This window comes from Polaribacter sp., assembly GCF_049276715.1.
Classification (GTDB): domain Bacteria; phylum Bacteroidota; class Bacteroidia; order Flavobacteriales; family Flavobacteriaceae; genus Polaribacter.
This window is the reverse complement of record NZ_JBASWY010000012.1, coordinates 59,845-77,331: the sequence shown is the minus strand read 5'-3', so window position 1 is coordinate 77,331 and position 17,487 is coordinate 59,845. Positions and strand designations below refer to the sequence as shown.

Here is a 17,487-nt window from a genome sequence, read left to right as displayed (position 1 = left end):
AAGCAGGAATCTAAATATAGAAAATGAGAGAATTTCAAGATAAAAACGAATGGGCAATTATTTTAGGAGGCTCAAGTGGTTTGGGCTTGGCAACTGCTAAAAAGTTGGCGAAACATGGCATGAATATTTGCATTGTTCATAGAAATTCAAGAGTTCAAAAAGAAGAAATAGAAGCCCATTTTAATGAAATTAAAAAGGAAAATATAAACTTTTTATCTTTTAATATAGATGTAGTAAATATTGAGAAAAGAGAAAGTGTTTTATCAGAATTAAAAGAAAAATTAGGAGAAAAAGAAAAGATAAAAACATTGGTACATTCTATTGCAAAAGGCAATTTAAAACCCATGGTTTCAAAAGACAATCAGGTTTTACAAAATGATGATTTTCAGCTAACAATTAATACAATGGCTATTAGTTTATATGATTGGTTTAAAGCTATTTTTGATAAAAATTTATTTGCTTCGGATACAAGAATTATTAGTTTTACAAGTGAAGGAAATTTAAAACCGATGCAAAATTATGCAGCAGTTTCTGCAGCAAAAGTAACTTTAGAAGCCATTACAAGAAATATTGCTTTAGAGTTTGCTAAATTCGGAATTAGAGCCAATTGCATTCAGGCTGGAGTTACAAATACGGCTTCTTTAAACATGATTCCAAATAGCGATCAAATTATAAAACACACATTAAAAAGGAATCCTTTTGGCAAATTAACAACTCCAGAAGCAATTGCAAATGTGGTTTATTTATTATGTAAAGATGAAGCTTCTTGGATTAATGGAACTATTATAAAAGTAGATGGTGGTGAAAGTTTAAACTAAATGGAATTACAAGAAATCATATCGTTTTTACCTTATCAAAAACCATTTTTGTTTGTTGATGAAATCTCAGAAATTTCAGAAAACGGAGTTATAGGGAATTATACTTTTAAAGAAAACGAGTTTTTTTACGAAGGTCATTTTAAAGATAACCCAATAACACCAGGTGTAATTCTTACAGAAACAATGGCACAAATAGGGGTAGTTTGTTTGGGGATTTACTTATTGAAAAATGAAATTTCATCAGAAAAAAAACCGCAAATTGCGTTAACCGCAAATCAAATAGATTTCTTTCTAACTGTGTTACCAAAGGAAACTGTAACAGTTATTTCAGAAAAAGAATATTTTAGATTTAACAAACTAAAATGTAAAGTAAAAATGCTAAATGCTAAAAACGAATTGGTTTGTAGAGGAACAATTTCAGGAATGATACTAGCAAAATAAGATGAGAAAAAGAGTCGTAATTACAGGTTTAGGAGTGGTTGCCCCAAATGGTGTTGGTTTAGATGAATTTACGACTGCAATAAAATCTGGAAAATCTGGAATCACTTTTCATCAGCATTTAAAAGACAAAGGATTTTCTTGTTGTATTGGAGGTATTCCTGCTGTTTCAGAAGAAAAAAAACTAGAATATTTATCGCCTTTACAATTAAGAGGTTTTAACAGTACATCCATTTTATATGGTTGTATGGCTGCTATTGATGCTTGGAAAGATGCTGGTTTTTCTGTGGATGAAAACTCAACTTTAGATTACGATTCTGGACTTATTTTTGGAACAGGAACCTCAGGAATTGAAAAATTTAGAGAATCTATTTATAAAATTGATGAAAATAATGTAAGACGTCTAGGAAGCACTTCAGTTGTGCAAACAATGGCAAGTGGAATCTCTGCTTATTTAGGAGGAATTCTCGGTTTTGGAAATCAAGTAACTACCAACTCATCTGCTTGTACAACAGGAACTGAAGCTTTACTATTGGGTTTTGAACGCATTAAAAACGGCAAATCAAAACGAATGTTGGTAGGTAGTTCAAGCGATAGTAGTTTGTATTCTTGGGGAGGTTTTGATGCAATGAAAGTTATGACATACAAGCATAATGAAACTCCTGAAAAAGGCTCAAGACCTATGAGTGAAACAGCCTCTGGTTTTGTGCCTGGAAGTGGAGCAGGAGCTTTGGTTTTAGAATCTTTAGAAAGTGCTTTAGAAAGAAAAGCAACAATTTATGTAGAGGTTTTAGGAGGAAATATAAATTCTGGAGGTCAGAGAAATGGAGGAACTTTAACTGCGCCAAATGCAGAAGCTGTTCAGAAATGTATTAAAGATGCAATTTTAGACGCCAATATTTCTGCATTAGAAATCGATGCAATTAATGGGCATTTAACAGCAACATCAAAAGACGCTTTAGAAATAGAAAATTGGACAAAAGCATTGAACAGAAAAGGGAATGATTTTCCATTTATCAATTCAATAAAATCTCAAATTGGGCATTGTTTAGCAGCATCTGGGGCAATTGAATCTGTGGCTACTGTTATGCAAATAAAAGAGCAATTTGTGTTTCCAAATATCAATTGTGAAGATGTTCACTCAGAAATTTCTGAATTGATTTCTATTGATAAAATACTAACTAAAATGCTTGAAAAAGAAATTAATATTGTTGCAAAAGCAAGTTTTGGTTTTGGTGATGTAAATGCATGTATTATTTTTAAGAAGTATGAAGCTGGAACAAAGAAGTAAAAAGAGTTGTGTACTCTATTTTTAGCCAGAAAATTATTTTAACTTGTAACACTAAATTACAAGCATCTAAAAATGACAAAAGAAGAACTAATTATAAAGTTAAAAGCAATTGTAAAACCTTACATTCAAGATGAGAAAGCTTTTAAAAATTTAACTGAAGAAACCGATTTTATTAAAGATTTAAAAATAAATTCTGCGAATTTAGTAGATGTTGTTTTAGATGTAGAAGATGAATTTGATATAGAAATAGATAACGATTCTATGGAAAAAATGCTCTCTGTAAAAGCTGCAATAGAAATCATTGAAACCAAATTAGCATCAAAATGATTGGCAATGATGTTGTTGATTTGAACCTTGCAAAAACACAAAGCAATTGGCAACGCAACCGTTTTTTAGAGAAGCAATTTACCGATTTTGAAATCAATCAAATTCTAATTTCAGAAAATCCTTTTTTACATGTTTGGTTATTTTGGAGCATGAAAGAAGCTGCTTACAAATGCCATGTCCAAGAGTTTCAAAAACGATTTTTTGCACCCAAAAAATTTTCTTGTAAAATTGTTTCTAATTCAATTGGAGTTGTAGAAATAGACAACATAAAATATAACATAAATTACACAATATCAAATAGATGTGTTTATTCTTTTGCGTTTAAAATTGATGGCAAAAAAATGGTTTCAGAGTTGTTTTTTATAAAAAAAAATGAAATTCAAACCAAAAATACTAATGAAAAATTATTAACCCATTTTTCATCAGAAGTTCAAATTCAAAAAAACGAATTGGGTATTCCTTATTTAGTTCAGAATAACCAAAAATTACCATTTTCTATTTCTACTTCTCATCATGGAAATTATGGTGCGTATGCAATTTTAGATCATAGATGAATTTAAAAGAACAACTTTTATATGAGTGTAGAAAGTTTGTGAATAAACGATTGCAAACAGTTCAAGAAACAATTTCATCGAACCAAAAAGCGTTAGAATCTGAATCTAAAAGTTCTGCAGGAGACAAACACGAAACAGGAAGAGCGATGTTGCAATTAGAAATGGAAAAAGCGAGTCAGCAATTAGCAGGAATTTCTGATATGAATGCGATTTTATCTAAAATTGATATTTCTAAAACCTCGAATATAGCGCATTTAGGAAGTATCATTTTTACAGAAAAAGCCAATTATTTTTTAAGTATTTCTGCTGGGCAACTAGTAATTGCAGATAATTCTTATTTTGCTATTTCAGTTTCATCGCCCATTGGAAAGTTATTATTGGGTAAGAAACAGAATGACGTTTTTTCTTTTCAAGGAAATACTGTGAAAATCTTGAAAATTAGTTAATCTTCTTGAAGATATTTTAAGTAATCTCCAGAAGAAATCAACCTTAAACCTCTGGTAGATTGATTAAAAAGATAAATCCAAGATTCTATTTTTTTACCATCAGCTGTAAAAACTGAAAGAACCTCTCTTTTGAATAAATTAGGCACATCTTCATAAACATCTAATACAGAAAAAAGTGTTTTAGAATCTGTAATTTGATATAAACTACCAAGTACTTTTTCTGAAGTATCTACGCTTTTTACAGCACCAGGAAAATCTTCTACATCATATAATTTTCCAAAAAAATAACCTTTAGAAACAAAAACGGAATTGTCTTTTAAATATAAAGACATTTCGTTTTTTGTTTCTCTTTGTAAAGTTCCGTAAACAAAAATAAAGTCGCTCATATTTAATTAGTTATAAAAATTTAAAGAAATTTTTTCTCCATTTTTCAAACTTGAAGAATGATTAAAAAAGATATTTTGATTTTCAAAATCAGCTTCAATCAACCAAAAAGATCCTTTAAAATAGGAGTTTAAAACTGTTGCTTTGAAGTCAGAATTTTCTACAATTTTTAGTTGATTTGGGTAGAACAAAACAGTTTTTTTATCAATAATAATTTCGTTTACGTCATCAAACAAAGCAGCAACATATTTTGTTTTTGGGTTGTTGTAAATTTCTTTGGGATTTGCGTTTGCAATCATTTTTTGATGTTGAATTACAATCAGTTTATCAGCAAATGAAAGTGCATCATTTTTATCATGAGTGGCAACAATGCAAGCAATTTTTTTTTCTTTTAAATAGCGAAATAATCTTCTTCTGAGTGAATTTTTCTTAAAATTATCAATTTGTCCAAAAGGTTCGTCTAACAATAAAAGCGCTGGTTCTTTTGCCAAAGCTCTGGCAATTGCCACACGTTGTTTTTGCCCACCACTTAAGTTTTTTACCTTTTCGTTTTCAAAAGCTTTCATTTCTATAACCTCCAAAAGTTCTTGTGTTCTGGCTTCACTTTCTTCAGGATAAAAACGTGATAAAAATTTTTTTATATTCTCTGATACAGAAATGTAAGGCATTAAATCGAAATCTTGTGCAACGTATTTAAACTTTTCGAAACCAGGAACTAAATGATGTTCTGGTCCTAAAATTTGCTCATTTTCCCAAAAAATAGCTCCTTTTTGCAAATCAACCAAACCATAAATGGCTTTTAAAAGTGTCGATTTTCCACAACCACTTTCACCCATTATACAAAGATGTTCGCCTTTTTTTAAAGTGAAATCGAAGTCGTTTAAAACGGTTTTATTTTTAGAATAACCGAATGAAATGTGGTTTACTTTTAGCATATAATTTTATAAAAAGCGGTTGTACCAACTTTCTTCTAAGGGAATTTCCCAAAATTCTTCCAAGTCTTTTTTTGCCGAAATTAAATTATCAAAAACAATTGTTTTTGCAGTAACAGCTCTGTTTTTTATTAGGCTTTTTAGGTCTGTTAATTCTTTGTATTGTACAAATTCGCCTTGTTTAAAACAAATGTTCATTCTGTCTAACAATGCTACTTTATACGTTTCTTGAAGTTCTAAAATAAAGGAAACAGAAGCATCAATATCTGTGTTTTTTAGAGTAGATTTTTCATCATCTGCCATAAATATAATAAATCTGTCGTATAAAAATTGATAAGAGGCTTTGAAGTTTTCGTCATCAATTTTCCAAGAATCAATAAAATACTTTAATTTTTCTTCAATTTCTTTAGTTTCTGTTGGGTAAAATTTTCTGCTAGATGGATAAATCCAAACTTTTGCATCTTCAGAAATCTCAATAGATTTTATAAACATTTTATACATTTAAGTTGCAAAGATACCAAAAGAAAAATCGCAAAACTCGAATAGAATTTTGCGATTTTTATTAATTTTAAAAAAATTAGATTGTTATTTTTTGATGAACATTTAATAACTCCACAAAATCTTCTTGTACACTAATACCCTTATCATTATTATACCAAACTTGCAAGTCCTCTTTAAATTGAGCATCTAATTCGCCATGTTTTTCTTTATAATCTACCACCATTTTTGTGGCAGTTTTTGGTCTTGGTCCCCAAGTAAAAAGGATGTTATTTTTTTCGTCTAAAGCAACTAATTTTGGAATAGATCTACCTCCATTTGTTAGAAATAAATCCATCAACTCTAAATTTTCATCTCGTAAAACGAATTTTAATTCGATATTTTTATTCAATTCAGCCATTTTAGCAATTACAGGTATGTTTTGTGCTGCATCTCCACACCAACCTTCTGTAATTACCAACCAAGTTTGAGGTTGCATAATTTGTTGAATTTTAGAAGTTGCTACATTAGAAACTTGAATGGTTTTATCCAAACGTTTCATTCTAGAATTATTCAGTTTGCTATAGTTAGTTAAGGCGTCAGATTGGTTTGGACCAGTAGATTTTCCCTCTAAAAGTAATTGTTTTACTAAATCTTTATATTCTTGGTAAGTAAGAGTATTTTCTAAACTTTGCTGAATGATTTTTTGCATATCTATTTTTACTAAATTCAGATTTTTAGACGAAGTTTTACTTAAAGTCTTACACTATTTATTCAGATTTTTAAGGATGTCTGAAGTCATAGATTTTAAATCGAATTCATGCTTCCAATTCCAATCTTTTCTAGCTTGAGAATCGTCAATAGATGATGGCCAACTATCTGCAATGGCTTGTCTAAAATCTGGGTTGTACGTAATTTCAAAATCAGGAATATGTTTTTGAATTTCTGCTGCAATTTCTTTGGGTGTAAAATCGATGGCAGACAAATTATAACCCGTTCTAATTTTTACATCTTCTTCTTTTGCTTGCATTAATTGTATGGTTGCGTTCACAGCATCATTCATATACATCATTGGCAAACGTGTATTTTCAGATAAAAAACATTCGTATTTTTTGTCTTCAATTGCTTTAAAATAAATATCAACAGCATAATCTGTTGTGCCTCCTCCAGGTTTTGTTTTCCAAGAAATAATACCTGGATAACGCAAGCTACGCACATCAACTCCAAATTTTTCATGATAGTAATTACACCAAAATTCGCCTGAAACTTTACTAATTCCGTAAACTGTAGAAGGCTGCATAACAGTTTGTTGAGGCGTATTTTCTTTAGGAGTTAAAGGACCAAAAACCGCAATAGAGCTTGGCCAATAAACTTGTTGTATGTGTTTTTCTTTGGCTAAATCTAAAACAGCCAACAAAGAATTCATATTTAAATTCCATGCTTTTTGCGGCATTTTTTCTGCAGTTGCAGAAAGCATTGCAGCCAACAAATAAACTTGATTTACATCATATTTTTTAACAACTTCTAAAATAGTTTCTTTGTTTGTTGCGTCTATAATTTCAAAAGGTCCAGAAGACATCATTTCTGTATTTCCTTCTTTAATATCGGAAGCAATTACGTTGTGCGAACCATAAATATCGCGTAACTTTTGAGTAAGTTCTGTACCAATTTGACCACTTGCACCTAAAACTAAAATAGTTGTATCCATTGAATTAAATTGAAAATATTAGCGAAACAAAGGTACTTATTTTTGTTATTCGTAATTAATTTTAAATAAAATAATTAATTAAATAAAGAGCATGTGCATTATGACATTTTTAAGAAATTACAAATTTTAACTAGACATTAATTTTATTACATTTACACATCAAAAAAAATTACGTGAAAAAAATAGCATTCATTTTATTTTCTGTTTTTATTTTATCTTGTGTAAAGGATGAAAAAGTGGCTGAGCAAAAACAAGATTCAAAATTGCTTTTAAGTGTTGTAAATGAGAATAGTTCTGTTGAAATCATTGATAATATTTTTAGAATAGAAGTAGAAAATTGGGAAGAATTAAATACACTCGAAGTCTTTTTAAAAAGATTTAAAAAGGCTTCTTCTAATGAAATATTAAGTAACGCTTTAGAGCTAGAAACTTTGGCGAAATCTTTAATAGACAGCATAAAACCAGAGTTGTTTAATATTCCTTCTTTAAACGCAAGAATAAATATTTTTTATAATGAAACCCTAAGATTGTCTGATATGAGTGCTATCCCTGCCATAAAAGCAGAGGAGGTTTTTGAAGAAACAGAAAAAATTATAAAGTCTTTTTCTGCAATAAACGCAAAAATAAACACCATTTTGATTAAAAAGCGTTTTGAGGAAGAAATTACAGTGGATGTGAAATATATTGGTTTGGATTCTACAAGAATTGATAGTGTTTCGAAGCGAACTATTAATGAAAGGATGCAACAAAAACTCGATGAAAAAAACCAAAAACAAAATGAATAAAATTGGAAATATTCTAATTCTAATGTTGTTGGTATTATCTTGCAAAACACAGCAGAAAGTAAGCAGTTTAAAAGAAAAGAGTGTTATAAAAACTGAAATTAATGCACTTTTAAATGATTGGCATTTGGCTGCAAGTGAAGCTAATTTTGATAACTATTTTAATAAAATGGATAGTGTTTCTGTTTTTATTGGTACAGATGCAACAGAAAACTGGACCAAAGAACAATTTGTAAATTTTAGTAAACCCTATTTTGATCAAGGAAAAGCTGGGGACTTTAAAACTTTGGAGCGAAATGTTTATTTAAATAAAGTAGGAGATTTTGCATGGTTTGACGAACTTTTAGACACTTGGATGGGTACTTGTAGAGGTTCTGGAGTTTTAGAAAAAGCAGGCAATACATGGAAAATAAAACAGTATGTTTTGTCTGTTTCTATACCAAATGATGATGTGCAAAAAGTGATAGAAGCTAAGAAAAAGAACGATTCTATTTTTAAAAAGAAATTTAATTAGTTGCCACCAACAACTTCATTTACAACTTTAAAAATCAACTCGTTTTCAAAACCTTTTCGCATTAAAAAACCTATTAATTTTTGCTTTCTTTTGTAGATATTAGACTCAGAAATTACGTCATTTCTATTTTCAGTAATTCTGTAAATTGTTGAAATATATTCACTTTCATCTATTTCTTTAAGAGCGGTTTTAATGTTGTAAGCAGAAATATCTTTCATTTTTAGTTCTCTAACAATCCGTTGTTTTCCCCAGTTTTTAATTCGGAATTTACCTCTTGCAAAACTTTTAGAAAAACGTTCTTCGTTTAAAAAGTTGTCTTTTATCAAACTTAAAAGAATCATTTCTTTTGCTTCAGGAATTAAATTGTAGTCAAACATTTTTTGCTCAACTTCTTTATGACACCTGTCTTGATATACACAATATTGCTCTATTTTGTGTTTTATTTCATTAACAGTGTAAGATTTTTTCGGCTTTTCAAACATGGTTTCAAACATACAAAAAGGGTTGAAACAATTACAGTTTCAACCCTTTTTATCTTCAAATTTAATAAAATTTATATTTGATTTTTTTCATCTATTCTTTTATCCATATTAAAAATTAGTTCAGCATGTTCTTCTTTCTTTTTTAGTTGATGAGGCAATTGTCCTTTAATTCTCATTTTAAACTTCGTGATTAAAAAGAATAAAATTGGCACTACAATTAATGTTAAAAAGGTTGCAATAAACAAACCATAAATAACAGTTTTTGCTAAAGGTCCCCAGAAAACTACGTTATCACCACCAATGTAAATGTTTGCATCAAACTCACTAAACAAAGTAAAAAAGTTTATGTTTAAACCAATTGCCAAAGGAATTAAACCTAAAATGGTTGTAATTGCTGTTAATAAAACGGGTCTTAAACGAGCTTTACCAGCTTTTATAATAGTTTCATATAAGCTGTCTAAAGGTAAATAATTTTCATCATCAACATCATCTTCTATTTTTCTTCTATTGATTAATAACTCTGCATAATCTAACAAAACTACTCCATTGTTTACTACAATTCCTGCCAATGAAATAATACCAACCATAGTCATCATAATTACGAATGGAGCACCAGAAATTACGATTCCTCCAAAAACGCCAATGAAACTTAAAAAGATTGCTAACATTATAATTCCTGGTTTAGAAACTGAGTTAAACTGGAAAATCAAAATAAAGAAAATTAACATTAAACCTGTAAAAAATGCACCCATTAAGAAAGCCATTTGTTTGTTTTGTTCTTCAATTTGCCCTGTGTAATCGATTTTAATTCCTTTTGGCATGTTTTTAAAGCTCTTCATCGAGTTTTGAATTCTTGAAACTACTGCACCAGCATCTGTTTCTCCAGGAGAAAGTGCAGAATATACAGTTACAACTCTTTTTACATCTTTATGCTTAATTGCACTAAAGCCAGAACTGTTGTTTTGGGAAGCCACAGCAGATACAGGAATTTCTTTAATTTTACCAGAAGCTTGATCTCTAAAGGTTATTTTCTGATTAAAAACAGCACTTTTATCATACCTATCATCTTTATTAAAACGCACGTAAATATCGTAATCTTCACCATCTTTTTTATAAATACCGGCTTTGTTTCCAAAGATTGATGCTCTTAATTGCTGCCCAACTTGCCCAGTTGAAACCCCTAATTCACCTGCTTTTTTTCTATCAACTAAAACCTGCATTCCTGGTTTCGATTTGTTTACATCAATCTTTAATTCATCAACCCCAGAAATACTTTGCGTGTTTAAATAATCGCGCATTCTTTCTGCCGTAAAAATTAATTCTTCGTAATCTTCACCATTTAATTCGATGTTAACAGGAGCTCCTGCAGGTGGCCCATTTGCATCTTTTTCTACCGAAATTAAAACTCCAGGATAAATACCAACCAACGCTTCTTGTACTTTTTGGCGTAAAATTTCGCTGTCTTCATTGCGTCTGTATTTATACTCACGCATCGAAGCTGTAATTTTACCTTTGTGTGGCATTTCTGCTGATGAACCTCCATCTGTTTGCGGGTTTCCTGCACCTTCACCAACTTGAGAAACTGTGCTTTCTATTAAGAAGTTATAATTGCCATCTGTGTATTGATCTTGATTTAAAACTCCAAATACTTTTTGTTCAATTTCTTTAGTAATTTGGTTTGTTTTTTCAATATCTGTTCCTTCAGGATATTCTATGTAAACTATAATCTGATTTGGTTTGTTGTCTGGAAAAAATTCGATTTTTGTTCTTTGTGCTCCTACAGACATTCCAAAAGCCATAAAAGAAACAATTAAGAGCACAAAAGTTACGCCAACCAACACATAAGGTGTCCAGCCAGAAAGAGCTCTTTTCAATTGTCTTTCATACCAGTTTTCTAAGGAAACCAAGGTGTTTTTTTGAAACTTATTGGCAGCTTTTCTGAGTACCAATCTATAGACCCACAACATGATTGCTGTAAAAATCATTAAGGTTCCAAGAGCATTGTATTCGCCTCCAAAAATGAAAATGAACAAACCAATACTTGCTATAATAGAGGTTAATCTAATGATGCTTTTTAGGGGCATATCCTTGTCTTCTGTGCTCATAAATCGAGACACTAAAACTGAATTAAAGAAAATAGCAACAAATAAAGATGAACCTAAAACAATAGAAAGTGTAATAGGCAAAATTACCATAAATTGCCCCATAATTCCTGGCCAAAGACCTAATGGAATAAATGCTGCAACTGTAGTAGCTGTAGAAATTATAATAGGAAACGCTATTTCACCAATTCCTTTTTTGGCGGCTTCAATTCTGGTCATTCCTTCTTCATCCATTAAACGATACACGTTTTCTACAACTACAATTCCATTATCTACCAACATTCCAAGTCCCATAATTAAACCAAAAAGCACCATTGTGTTTAAGGTGTAACCCATTGCTCCTAAAATCATTAAAGACATAAACATAGACATTGGTATTGCAAAACCAACGAAAATGGCGTTTTTAAATCCTAAGAAAAACATTAGTACAATAACTACTAAAATAACTCCAAAAATGATGTTGTTTACCAAATCATCTACTTGCCCAATGGTTTTTGGAGATTGATCGTTTGCAATGGTAACGTCTAAATCTTTAGGAAAATAATTTGCTTTTGCCTCCTTTACGATTTCGCCAATTTTATCTGCAGCAGCTACCATATTTTCGCCAGATCTTTTCTTTACATCTAGCATTACAACAGCATGCCCATTTTCTCTTGCATAGGTTGTTTTGTCTTTGTCTTTAAAACTAATTTCAGCTACATCTTTTAGGTAAATTGGGTTTCCGTTTTCTGCTTTAATTACAAAATCTCCTAATTCTGATGGTTTATCAATTTCGCCAATAATTCTAACAGTTCTTCTTTGCTGACTTGTAATAAAATTACCAGCAGACATGGTTACATTTCCACGATTTATGGCGTTAGTAATATCGTCAAAACTAACTTTTGCGGCCATCATTTTGTAAATATCTACAGCAACTTCTACTTCTTTGTCTTGCGCTCCACGAATATCTACTTTTTTAATTTCTGTTAAATCTTCAATTTCGTCTTGTAAATATTCTCCATACTCTTTCAGTTTTGCTACAGGATAATTTCCAGAAATGTTGATGTTTAAAATCGGAATTTCTTCAGACATGCTCAACTCAAAAACATTAGGCTTTACTTTTGCCCCATTAAAAGTAGGCCAATCTTCGCCAGCAGTTTCTTGATCTATTTCGTCTTTTACCTTTTGTTTTGCTTTGTTTACATCTATTTTTTCATCGAACTCAACTGTAATTATAGAGTAATCTTCTTGAGATGTGGAAGTAATTTCAACCACATTACTAACCGATTTTAGCTTGTCTTCTAACGGGTTTGTAATTAGCTTCTCAATATCTTCTGCAGTATTTCCTGGATATACAGAACTGATGTAAATTTTAGTTTCGTTTATCTCTGGAAAATTCTCTCTAGGCATAGAAAAATATGCCGAAATTCCTAAATAAAGAATTAAAAACATAAGGACATAAATAGTGGTTTTATTATTTATTGCCCATGAAGAAAGTTTAAATTCTTTATCTACTTGTTTGTTTTTCTTCTCCATTTTTTACTTTTTATTAATCACTTTTACAGCCTGACCATCGTTAACACTTCTTGCGCCTTCCATAATAATTTCTGAATTTGCAGGAAGGTTTTTTGTAACCTCAATCATATCTCCTTGAGTTTTTCCTGTTTCAATAATTAAACGTTCTGCAACAGCTTCATTATCTTCGTTGTTATCTTTAATAATGTAAATAAACTGCTCACCATTAGCGTTTTCAGAAATAATACTTTGTGGAATTAAAACTGCGTTTTCGCTGGTGTAGTCATTTAATCTTAATCTTGCAGTTAAGTTTGGTTTTACTCTGCCTTCTAAACTAGGCACATCAATTTCAATTTTAAAAGATCGGTTACTTGGGTTGATAAAATTACCAACCTGCCTTACTTTTGATGTCACAGTTTCATTTAAAACAGGAAAATTAACTTCTACTTTTTTATTTTTTGTGATGCTTCCAATATACGTTTCTGGCACTTCAGTTTCTATATACATATTAGATAGATTTACTATTCTAAAAATTTCTGAACCTTGGCCTGGAGCCACAACAGTTCCTCTTTCTTTAAAAACATCATCTATAATACCAGAAAAAGGTGCTCTAATAGTTGATTTACTTAACTGACTTTTTAATTGATTAACTGCACTTTGTTGTGCTTCATAAGCAGTTTTAGTTTGTAGATACTGAATTTCTGATCCAATTTTTTGATCCCATAATCTTTTTTGACGCTCGAAAGTTGTTTTTGCCAATTGTGCATTTACTTCTAATTGTGCCAATTGTTGAGACATACCACCATCATCGATTTTAGCTAAAATTTGACCTTTGTTAACATTCTGACCCTCTTTTACGTAAACACTTTCTAAAATTCCTGGCATTTCTGGATAAACCAAAACGTTTTGCTTAGTTTGCACACTTCCTTGTAATTCTATAAAGTGTGTAAAAACTTCTTCTTTTACTTTGTAAGTTGTAATTAAAGGGATGTTTTTATCTTCATCTAAATCATCAATTTTATCATTTAATTTCTTTAAATCGTCCGCTAAAGCCTGTTGCTTTGTATCTAGTTCTACTTTTTTAGCTTTTATTTTAGCAATGTCATTTGATGCTAAAACGTCATCTACAGAAACTTCTTTTTTGTCTCCACAAGAAGTTAAAATAAGAGATATGAATAGTATTAAATATATATTTTTCATGTTCATTTGGTTATTTAATTGGTAAGTTTAATGCGTTTTCTAATGCTGCTTTTTTAGAGATTACATCTAGCATTGATTGAATATAGTTTTGTTGTTGACTGTATAATTGGTTTTGTGCTTGAAGTAAATCGAAACTAGAAGAAAGACCTTCGAAAAATTTAATTCGCTGTTTCTTTTCTATTCTTTCTGCCAAACCAACATTTTTCTTTGCTGTTTGATAATTTTCAATGCTAAATTGATAATCGTTTTGCGCTTTTTTAGCTAGTAAATCTAACCGTTGTTTGGTTTCTTCTAAACGTAAATCTGCAGTTTCTAAATCGATTGTTGCTTGTGCAACTTTAGCTTTTCTGCTAAAGCTACTAAAAATAGGCACATTTAGACTAACCCCTAAAAGTGAAGATTGAAACCATCTTTGGTTGCTATCAAAAAAAGTAAACGAGTCTGAAAAAGCTTGAGAGCCATAATTTACAAAAGCGCTTAAACTTGGTAAATATTTGCTTTTTTCTAATTTCATATTTAAACGATTTCCTTCTCTATTGTTTTCGGCAATTCTAAAATCGATATGATTGTTTACATTAAAGGTTTCAGAAATTAAATCCAACCTAATATTTTCTGTTGTTAAACCATCTAAAGTGTCTGTTAAAATTAATTTAGTATTTATTGGACTGCCTAAAGCAAGATTTAGCATTTGGTATGCTATTTCTTCCATTCTTTGAACACTATTTAATTGGTTTTTTAAGTTGCCTAATGTAATTTCTAATTGCTCAACATCTTCTTCTTCATTCAAACCATTTTCGTAGATTTTTTTGGCATCATTATAATTCTTTTCTAAAATATTTACATTGCTTTTTAAAATGGAAATACTATTTTGGGTAATTAAAACATTGCCATATGCGTTTACAACAGCTTCTCTTGTAATGAGCTCTGTTTTTTCTTCTGCTTGTTTAGAGATTTTTAAAAAAGTTTTAGAAGCTTGTAAACCTACAAGATAAGAGCCGTCAAATAATAATTGTGTTAAAGTCACAGAAGCGTTTAAATTTTGCTGTGTTCCAAAAACTACTGGTATAAATCCGTCAGGAGCTGTAGGTTGTCTGTTGGGTTGCAGACCAAAAAAATCTTCTACAGTTTCTACTGTAGAACTTGTATTATCAAAAGCAGCAGCTGGTAATAAGGATACTGGTTGTTTCAGAAAGTTTTGATAGTCTACTTTTGCATTTATTTGAGGTAAACCAATTGCAGTAGTTTCCCAAACTTTTTCTTTTGCAGATCTGCTATCATTTTTAGCAACTTTTGCATTGTAACTATTCTCTAGAGCAAAATTAATGGCTTCTTCTAAAGAAAGTGTTATTGTTTTCTCTTGTCCTTTTGCTGAGAATGCAAACAGAGAAAAACAGAGTAAATAAATTAGGTTTTTCATATATTATAAATTCTTTTTAAGTTCATTTTCTAGTTGATAAATTCCTTTTTCGGTACAAATTCCTCTTAAATGATATTCTAAATAAATATTCATTAGTGTTTTCATAGAATAATTATTTAAAGGGAAAAAATCTTTGTCTTTAATCCCTGTTAAACCGATAAAATAAATTCTGGATGTAAATTCCAAATCGATATTATTTCTATAAACACCTGTTTCAATTCCACTTTTTAAATTATCGATTACGCAACCTTGCATCATTTCAAATTGTTTTTTCTTTAATGATGAAAAAATCTTTGGATAATATTTTTGTAATTGATATTGAGGAGAGGATTTTTCGTCTTTTAAATGTTCCATAACCAATCTTTTAATTGAGAAAAGTTCATCAATAGGGCTCATTTTTGAATCACATATTTTATCAATTCCGCAAGAAATGGTATCAAACATATGATGTGTTACAGCATCTACAAGTTCGGTTTTGTTTTTAAAATATTTATAAATGGTCTTTTTAGAAACGCCAGTACAATTTGCAATTTCATCCATAGTAACACTTTTAAAACCAAGTGTTATAAATAATTCTGTAGATTTCTCTAAAATTTTATCTTTCATAATTTGGTTACAAAAGTACAATAGGAAACTTTAGAAACCTAAAAAGTTTCCAAAGTTTTAATAATTTTTTAACATTAAGATTAAAAAGTAAAATTTCTTTACATTATTTTTACAAAAATTTTCAAATTTGGACATTCAAGAATATCAAAAAGAATTTTTAACCTATTTAGAATCTAAAGAATGGGTTCAAGAACCTAAAAATTTATACGAACCTATAGACTATATATTACAGTTAGGAGGTAAAAGAATTCGCCCTATTTTAACGTTAATGGCAGCAGATATTTTTTCTGATGAATACAAAAAAGCACTACCAGCAGCTTTGGCCATAGAGGTTTTTCATAATTTTACTTTAATACATGATGATATTATGGATGCTGCTCCTTTAAGAAGAGGAAAAGCAACCGTTCATGAAAAATGGGATATAAACAGAGGAATACTTTCTGGTGATGCAATGCTTATTTTAGCCTATAAGTATTTTGAAAACTATGAGCCAATCGTTTTTCAAAAGTTGGCAAAATTATTCAGTAAAACCGCTTTAGAAGTTTGTGATGGGCAACAGTTAGATGTCGATTTTGAAACAAGAAAAGATGTTACTATAGATGAATACATGAACATGATTCGTTTAAAAACATCTGTTTTGGTTGCTGCCGCTTTAAAAATGGGAGCTATAGTTGCAGAAACTAATGATAAAAATGCGGATTTAATTTATGATTTTGGTCTGAATTTAGGCTTGGCTTTTCAATTACAAGATGATTATTTAGACACTTTTGGAGATGCTGAAACCTTTGGAAAGCAAATAGGTGGAGATATAATGGAGAATAAAAAAACTTTTTTATATCTTAAAACATTAGAAGTTGCAGATAAAGAAACAAAAAAGAAATTAAAATATTTTTACAGAAAAAAATTAAAAGAGAATACCCTAAAAATTATTGAGGTAACTAGAATTTTTCAAATAAATGATATTCCTATTTTAGTTACAAAAGAAATAGAAAATTATACAGAAAAAGCGTTTAGCACTTTATCTAAAATGGATATAAGTGAAGAAAATAAGCAAAATTTAAAAGCATTTGGCTTATGGTTAATGAAAAGAACTGTATAACTAGAAAAAGTCTCTTTTAGTATTTTTCTAAATGTATCTTTTAAAAAATTATTGTTTTTGTATAAACAAGATTCTTAAGTTTATGAAGTTCTATATTTATTCTTCCATTTTATTTGCAAATAATTTAAAATAAATAGTACATTTGCACCCTAAATTATCGGTCTCATAGCTCAGTTGGTTAGAGCACCTGACTCATAATCAGGTGGTCCTTGGTTCGAGCCCAAGTGGGACCACTTTTAAAATAAATAAAACCTTAACAGTGAATCTGTTAGGGTTTTTTACTATTAAAAAAGCCCACGATTTTTACCACATATAAAAAAAGGATGCTCTTATCTATGAAGAAACGGGTCAAGACCAATTGTTGTATTTAAGCAAAAATTTGCGTTAATCTAAATAAAAGTTTTTACATTTTTAGA

19 protein-coding genes and 1 tRNA gene are annotated in these 17,487 nt (G+C 30.0%); 10 read left to right on the top strand and 10 right to left on the bottom strand.

Going from position 1 to position 17,487, the window contains the following annotated elements; all coding sequences use genetic code 11:
• Positions 1 to 23 precede the first annotated feature (23 nt).
• From WAO74_RS03300 to WAO74_RS03275, 6 genes are all read left to right on the top strand, one after another.
• Positions 24 to 818, top strand: coding sequence for an SDR family oxidoreductase (locus tag WAO74_RS03300; RefSeq protein ID WP_422159668.1), 795 nt, complete (start codon positions 24 to 26; stop codon positions 816 to 818).
• The gene (locus tag WAO74_RS03295) at positions 819 to 1,259 is read left to right on the top strand and encodes a 3-hydroxyacyl-ACP dehydratase FabZ family protein (RefSeq protein WP_422159667.1); all 441 of its coding nucleotides are present in this window, start codon (positions 819 to 821) and stop codon (positions 1,257 to 1,259) included.
• A gap of 1 nt (position 1,260) precedes the next feature.
• Positions 1,261 to 2,547, top strand: a complete 1,287-nt coding sequence (locus WAO74_RS03290) for a beta-ketoacyl-[acyl-carrier-protein] synthase family protein (protein WP_422159665.1) — start codon at positions 1,261 to 1,263, stop codon at positions 2,545 to 2,547.
• Positions 2,548 to 2,619: 72 nt separating this feature from the next.
• Positions 2,620 to 2,874, top strand: coding sequence for an acyl carrier protein (locus WAO74_RS03285; RefSeq protein WP_422159663.1), 255 nt, complete (start codon positions 2,620 to 2,622; stop codon positions 2,872 to 2,874).
• Positions 2,871 to 3,428, top strand: coding sequence for a 4'-phosphopantetheinyl transferase family protein (locus tag WAO74_RS03280; protein WP_422159661.1), 558 nt, complete (start codon positions 2,871 to 2,873; stop codon positions 3,426 to 3,428). The genes WAO74_RS03285 and WAO74_RS03280 overlap by 4 nt, the downstream gene beginning before the upstream one ends.
• Complete coding sequence (locus tag WAO74_RS03275; protein ID WP_422159660.1) at positions 3,425 to 3,874, top strand: 3-oxoacyl-ACP synthase; 450 nt, start codon at positions 3,425 to 3,427, stop codon at positions 3,872 to 3,874. The genes WAO74_RS03280 and WAO74_RS03275 overlap by 4 nt, the downstream gene beginning before the upstream one ends.
• Here WAO74_RS03275 and WAO74_RS03270 read toward each other — a convergent pair.
• The 5 genes from WAO74_RS03270 to WAO74_RS03250 form a co-directional block, all read right to left on the bottom strand.
• Positions 3,871 to 4,260, bottom strand: coding sequence for a gamma-glutamylcyclotransferase family protein (locus WAO74_RS03270; protein ID WP_422159658.1), 390 nt, complete (start codon positions 4,258 to 4,260; stop codon positions 3,871 to 3,873). The two genes, WAO74_RS03275 and WAO74_RS03270, sit on opposite strands and share 4 nt — an antisense overlap.
• 6 nt (positions 4,261 to 4,266) lie before the next feature.
• Positions 4,267 to 5,193 carry an ABC transporter ATP-binding protein gene (locus WAO74_RS03265; protein WP_422159656.1) on the bottom strand — a complete coding sequence of 309 codons (927 nt, stop codon included), beginning with the start codon at positions 5,191 to 5,193 and terminating at the stop codon, positions 4,267 to 4,269.
• 6 nt (positions 5,194 to 5,199) lie between these two features.
• Positions 5,200 to 5,682: an ABC transporter ATPase gene (locus tag WAO74_RS03260; RefSeq protein ID WP_422159655.1), complete on the bottom strand. Its 483-nt coding sequence runs from the start codon at positions 5,680 to 5,682 to the stop codon at positions 5,200 to 5,202.
• Between the two features lie 85 nt (positions 5,683 to 5,767).
• The gene (locus WAO74_RS03255) at positions 5,768 to 6,379 is read right to left on the bottom strand and encodes a thioredoxin family protein (RefSeq protein ID WP_422159653.1); all 612 of its coding nucleotides are present in this window, start codon (positions 6,377 to 6,379) and stop codon (positions 5,768 to 5,770) included.
• Positions 6,380 to 6,433: 54 nt separating this feature from the next.
• The gene (locus WAO74_RS03250; RefSeq protein ID WP_422159651.1) at positions 6,434 to 7,375 is read right to left on the bottom strand and encodes an NAD-dependent epimerase/dehydratase family protein; all 942 of its coding nucleotides are present in this window, start codon (positions 7,373 to 7,375) and stop codon (positions 6,434 to 6,436) included.
• Between the two features lie 173 nt (positions 7,376 to 7,548).
• Between WAO74_RS03250 and WAO74_RS03245 the strand changes: the two genes are divergently transcribed.
• Positions 7,549 to 8,160: a hypothetical protein gene (locus WAO74_RS03245; protein WP_422159649.1), complete on the top strand. Its 612-nt coding sequence runs from the start codon at positions 7,549 to 7,551 to the stop codon at positions 8,158 to 8,160.
• On the top strand, positions 8,153 to 8,671 hold the full coding sequence (locus WAO74_RS03240) for a nuclear transport factor 2 family protein (RefSeq protein WP_422159647.1): 519 nt from the start codon (positions 8,153 to 8,155) through the stop codon (positions 8,669 to 8,671). The genes WAO74_RS03245 and WAO74_RS03240 overlap by 8 nt, the downstream gene beginning before the upstream one ends.
• Here WAO74_RS03240 and WAO74_RS03235 read toward each other — a convergent pair.
• From WAO74_RS03235 to WAO74_RS03215, 5 genes are all read right to left on the bottom strand, one after another.
• Positions 8,668 to 9,153 carry a regulatory protein RecX gene (locus WAO74_RS03235; RefSeq protein WP_422159645.1) on the bottom strand — a complete coding sequence of 162 codons (486 nt, stop codon included), beginning with the start codon at positions 9,151 to 9,153 and terminating at the stop codon, positions 8,668 to 8,670. The genes WAO74_RS03240 and WAO74_RS03235 overlap by 4 nt on opposite strands.
• 71 nt (positions 9,154 to 9,224) lie before the next feature.
• The gene (locus WAO74_RS03230) at positions 9,225 to 12,770 is read right to left on the bottom strand and encodes an efflux RND transporter permease subunit (RefSeq protein WP_422159643.1); all 3,546 of its coding nucleotides are present in this window, start codon (positions 12,768 to 12,770) and stop codon (positions 9,225 to 9,227) included.
• Positions 12,771 to 12,773: 3 nt separating this feature from the next.
• Positions 12,774 to 13,949: an efflux RND transporter periplasmic adaptor subunit gene (locus tag WAO74_RS03225; protein WP_422159641.1), complete on the bottom strand. Its 1,176-nt coding sequence runs from the start codon at positions 13,947 to 13,949 to the stop codon at positions 12,774 to 12,776.
• A 10-nt stretch (positions 13,950 to 13,959) separates the two neighbouring features.
• Positions 13,960 to 15,366: a TolC family protein gene (locus tag WAO74_RS03220; RefSeq protein ID WP_422159639.1), complete on the bottom strand. Its 1,407-nt coding sequence runs from the start codon at positions 15,364 to 15,366 to the stop codon at positions 13,960 to 13,962.
• Positions 15,367 to 15,369: 3 nt separating this feature from the next.
• Positions 15,370 to 15,972 carry a TetR/AcrR family transcriptional regulator gene (locus WAO74_RS03215; RefSeq protein WP_422159638.1) on the bottom strand — a complete coding sequence of 201 codons (603 nt, stop codon included), beginning with the start codon at positions 15,970 to 15,972 and terminating at the stop codon, positions 15,370 to 15,372.
• A 127-nt stretch (positions 15,973 to 16,099) separates the two neighbouring features.
• Here WAO74_RS03215 and WAO74_RS03210 point away from each other — a divergent pair, with 127 nt between their 5' ends.
• Complete coding sequence (locus WAO74_RS03210) at positions 16,100 to 17,071, top strand: polyprenyl synthetase family protein (protein ID WP_422159636.1); 972 nt, start codon at positions 16,100 to 16,102, stop codon at positions 17,069 to 17,071.
• Positions 17,072 to 17,230: 159 nt separating this feature from the next.
• A tRNA-Ile gene (locus WAO74_RS03205) sits at positions 17,231 to 17,304 on the top strand.
• Positions 17,305 to 17,487 lie beyond the last annotated feature (183 nt).

Bases quoted from the DNA above. Each gene is read 5' to 3' on its own strand.
- WAO74_RS03300 (WP_422159668.1), top strand. From the start codon at position 24: ATGAGAGAATTTCAAGATAAAAACGAATGGGCAATTATTTTAGGAGGC.
- WAO74_RS03295 (WP_422159667.1), top strand. From the start codon at position 819: ATGGAATTACAAGAAATCATATCGTTTTTACCTTATCAAAAACCATTT.
- WAO74_RS03290 (WP_422159665.1), top strand. From the start codon at position 1,261: ATGAGAAAAAGAGTCGTAATTACAGGTTTAGGAGTGGTTGCCCCAAAT.
- WAO74_RS03285 (WP_422159663.1), top strand. From the start codon at position 2,620: ATGACAAAAGAAGAACTAATTATAAAGTTAAAAGCAATTGTAAAACCT.
- WAO74_RS03280 (WP_422159661.1), top strand. From the start codon at position 2,871: ATGATTGGCAATGATGTTGTTGATTTGAACCTTGCAAAAACACAAAGC.
- WAO74_RS03275 (WP_422159660.1), top strand. From the start codon at position 3,425: ATGAATTTAAAAGAACAACTTTTATATGAGTGTAGAAAGTTTGTGAAT.
- WAO74_RS03270 (WP_422159658.1), bottom strand. From the start codon at position 4,260: ATGAGCGACTTTATTTTTGTTTACGGAACTTTACAAAGAGAAACAAAA.
- WAO74_RS03265 (WP_422159656.1), bottom strand. From the start codon at position 5,193: ATGCTAAAAGTAAACCACATTTCATTCGGTTATTCTAAAAATAAAACC.
- WAO74_RS03260 (WP_422159655.1), bottom strand. From the start codon at position 5,682: ATGTTTATAAAATCTATTGAGATTTCTGAAGATGCAAAAGTTTGGATT.
- WAO74_RS03255 (WP_422159653.1), bottom strand. From the start codon at position 6,379: ATGCAAAAAATCATTCAGCAAAGTTTAGAAAATACTCTTACTTACCAA.
- WAO74_RS03250 (WP_422159651.1), bottom strand. From the start codon at position 7,375: ATGGATACAACTATTTTAGTTTTAGGTGCAAGTGGTCAAATTGGTACA.
- WAO74_RS03240 (WP_422159647.1), top strand. From the start codon at position 8,153: ATGAATAAAATTGGAAATATTCTAATTCTAATGTTGTTGGTATTATCT.
- WAO74_RS03235 (WP_422159645.1), bottom strand. From the start codon at position 9,153: ATGTTTGAAAAGCCGAAAAAATCTTACACTGTTAATGAAATAAAACAC.
- WAO74_RS03230 (WP_422159643.1), bottom strand. From the start codon at position 12,770: ATGGAGAAGAAAAACAAACAAGTAGATAAAGAATTTAAACTTTCTTCA.
- WAO74_RS03225 (WP_422159641.1), bottom strand. From the start codon at position 13,949: ATGAAAAATATATATTTAATACTATTCATATCTCTTATTTTAACTTCT.
- WAO74_RS03220 (WP_422159639.1), bottom strand. From the start codon at position 15,366: ATGAAAAACCTAATTTATTTACTCTGTTTTTCTCTGTTTGCATTCTCA.
- WAO74_RS03215 (WP_422159638.1), bottom strand. From the start codon at position 15,972: ATGAAAGATAAAATTTTAGAGAAATCTACAGAATTATTTATAACACTT.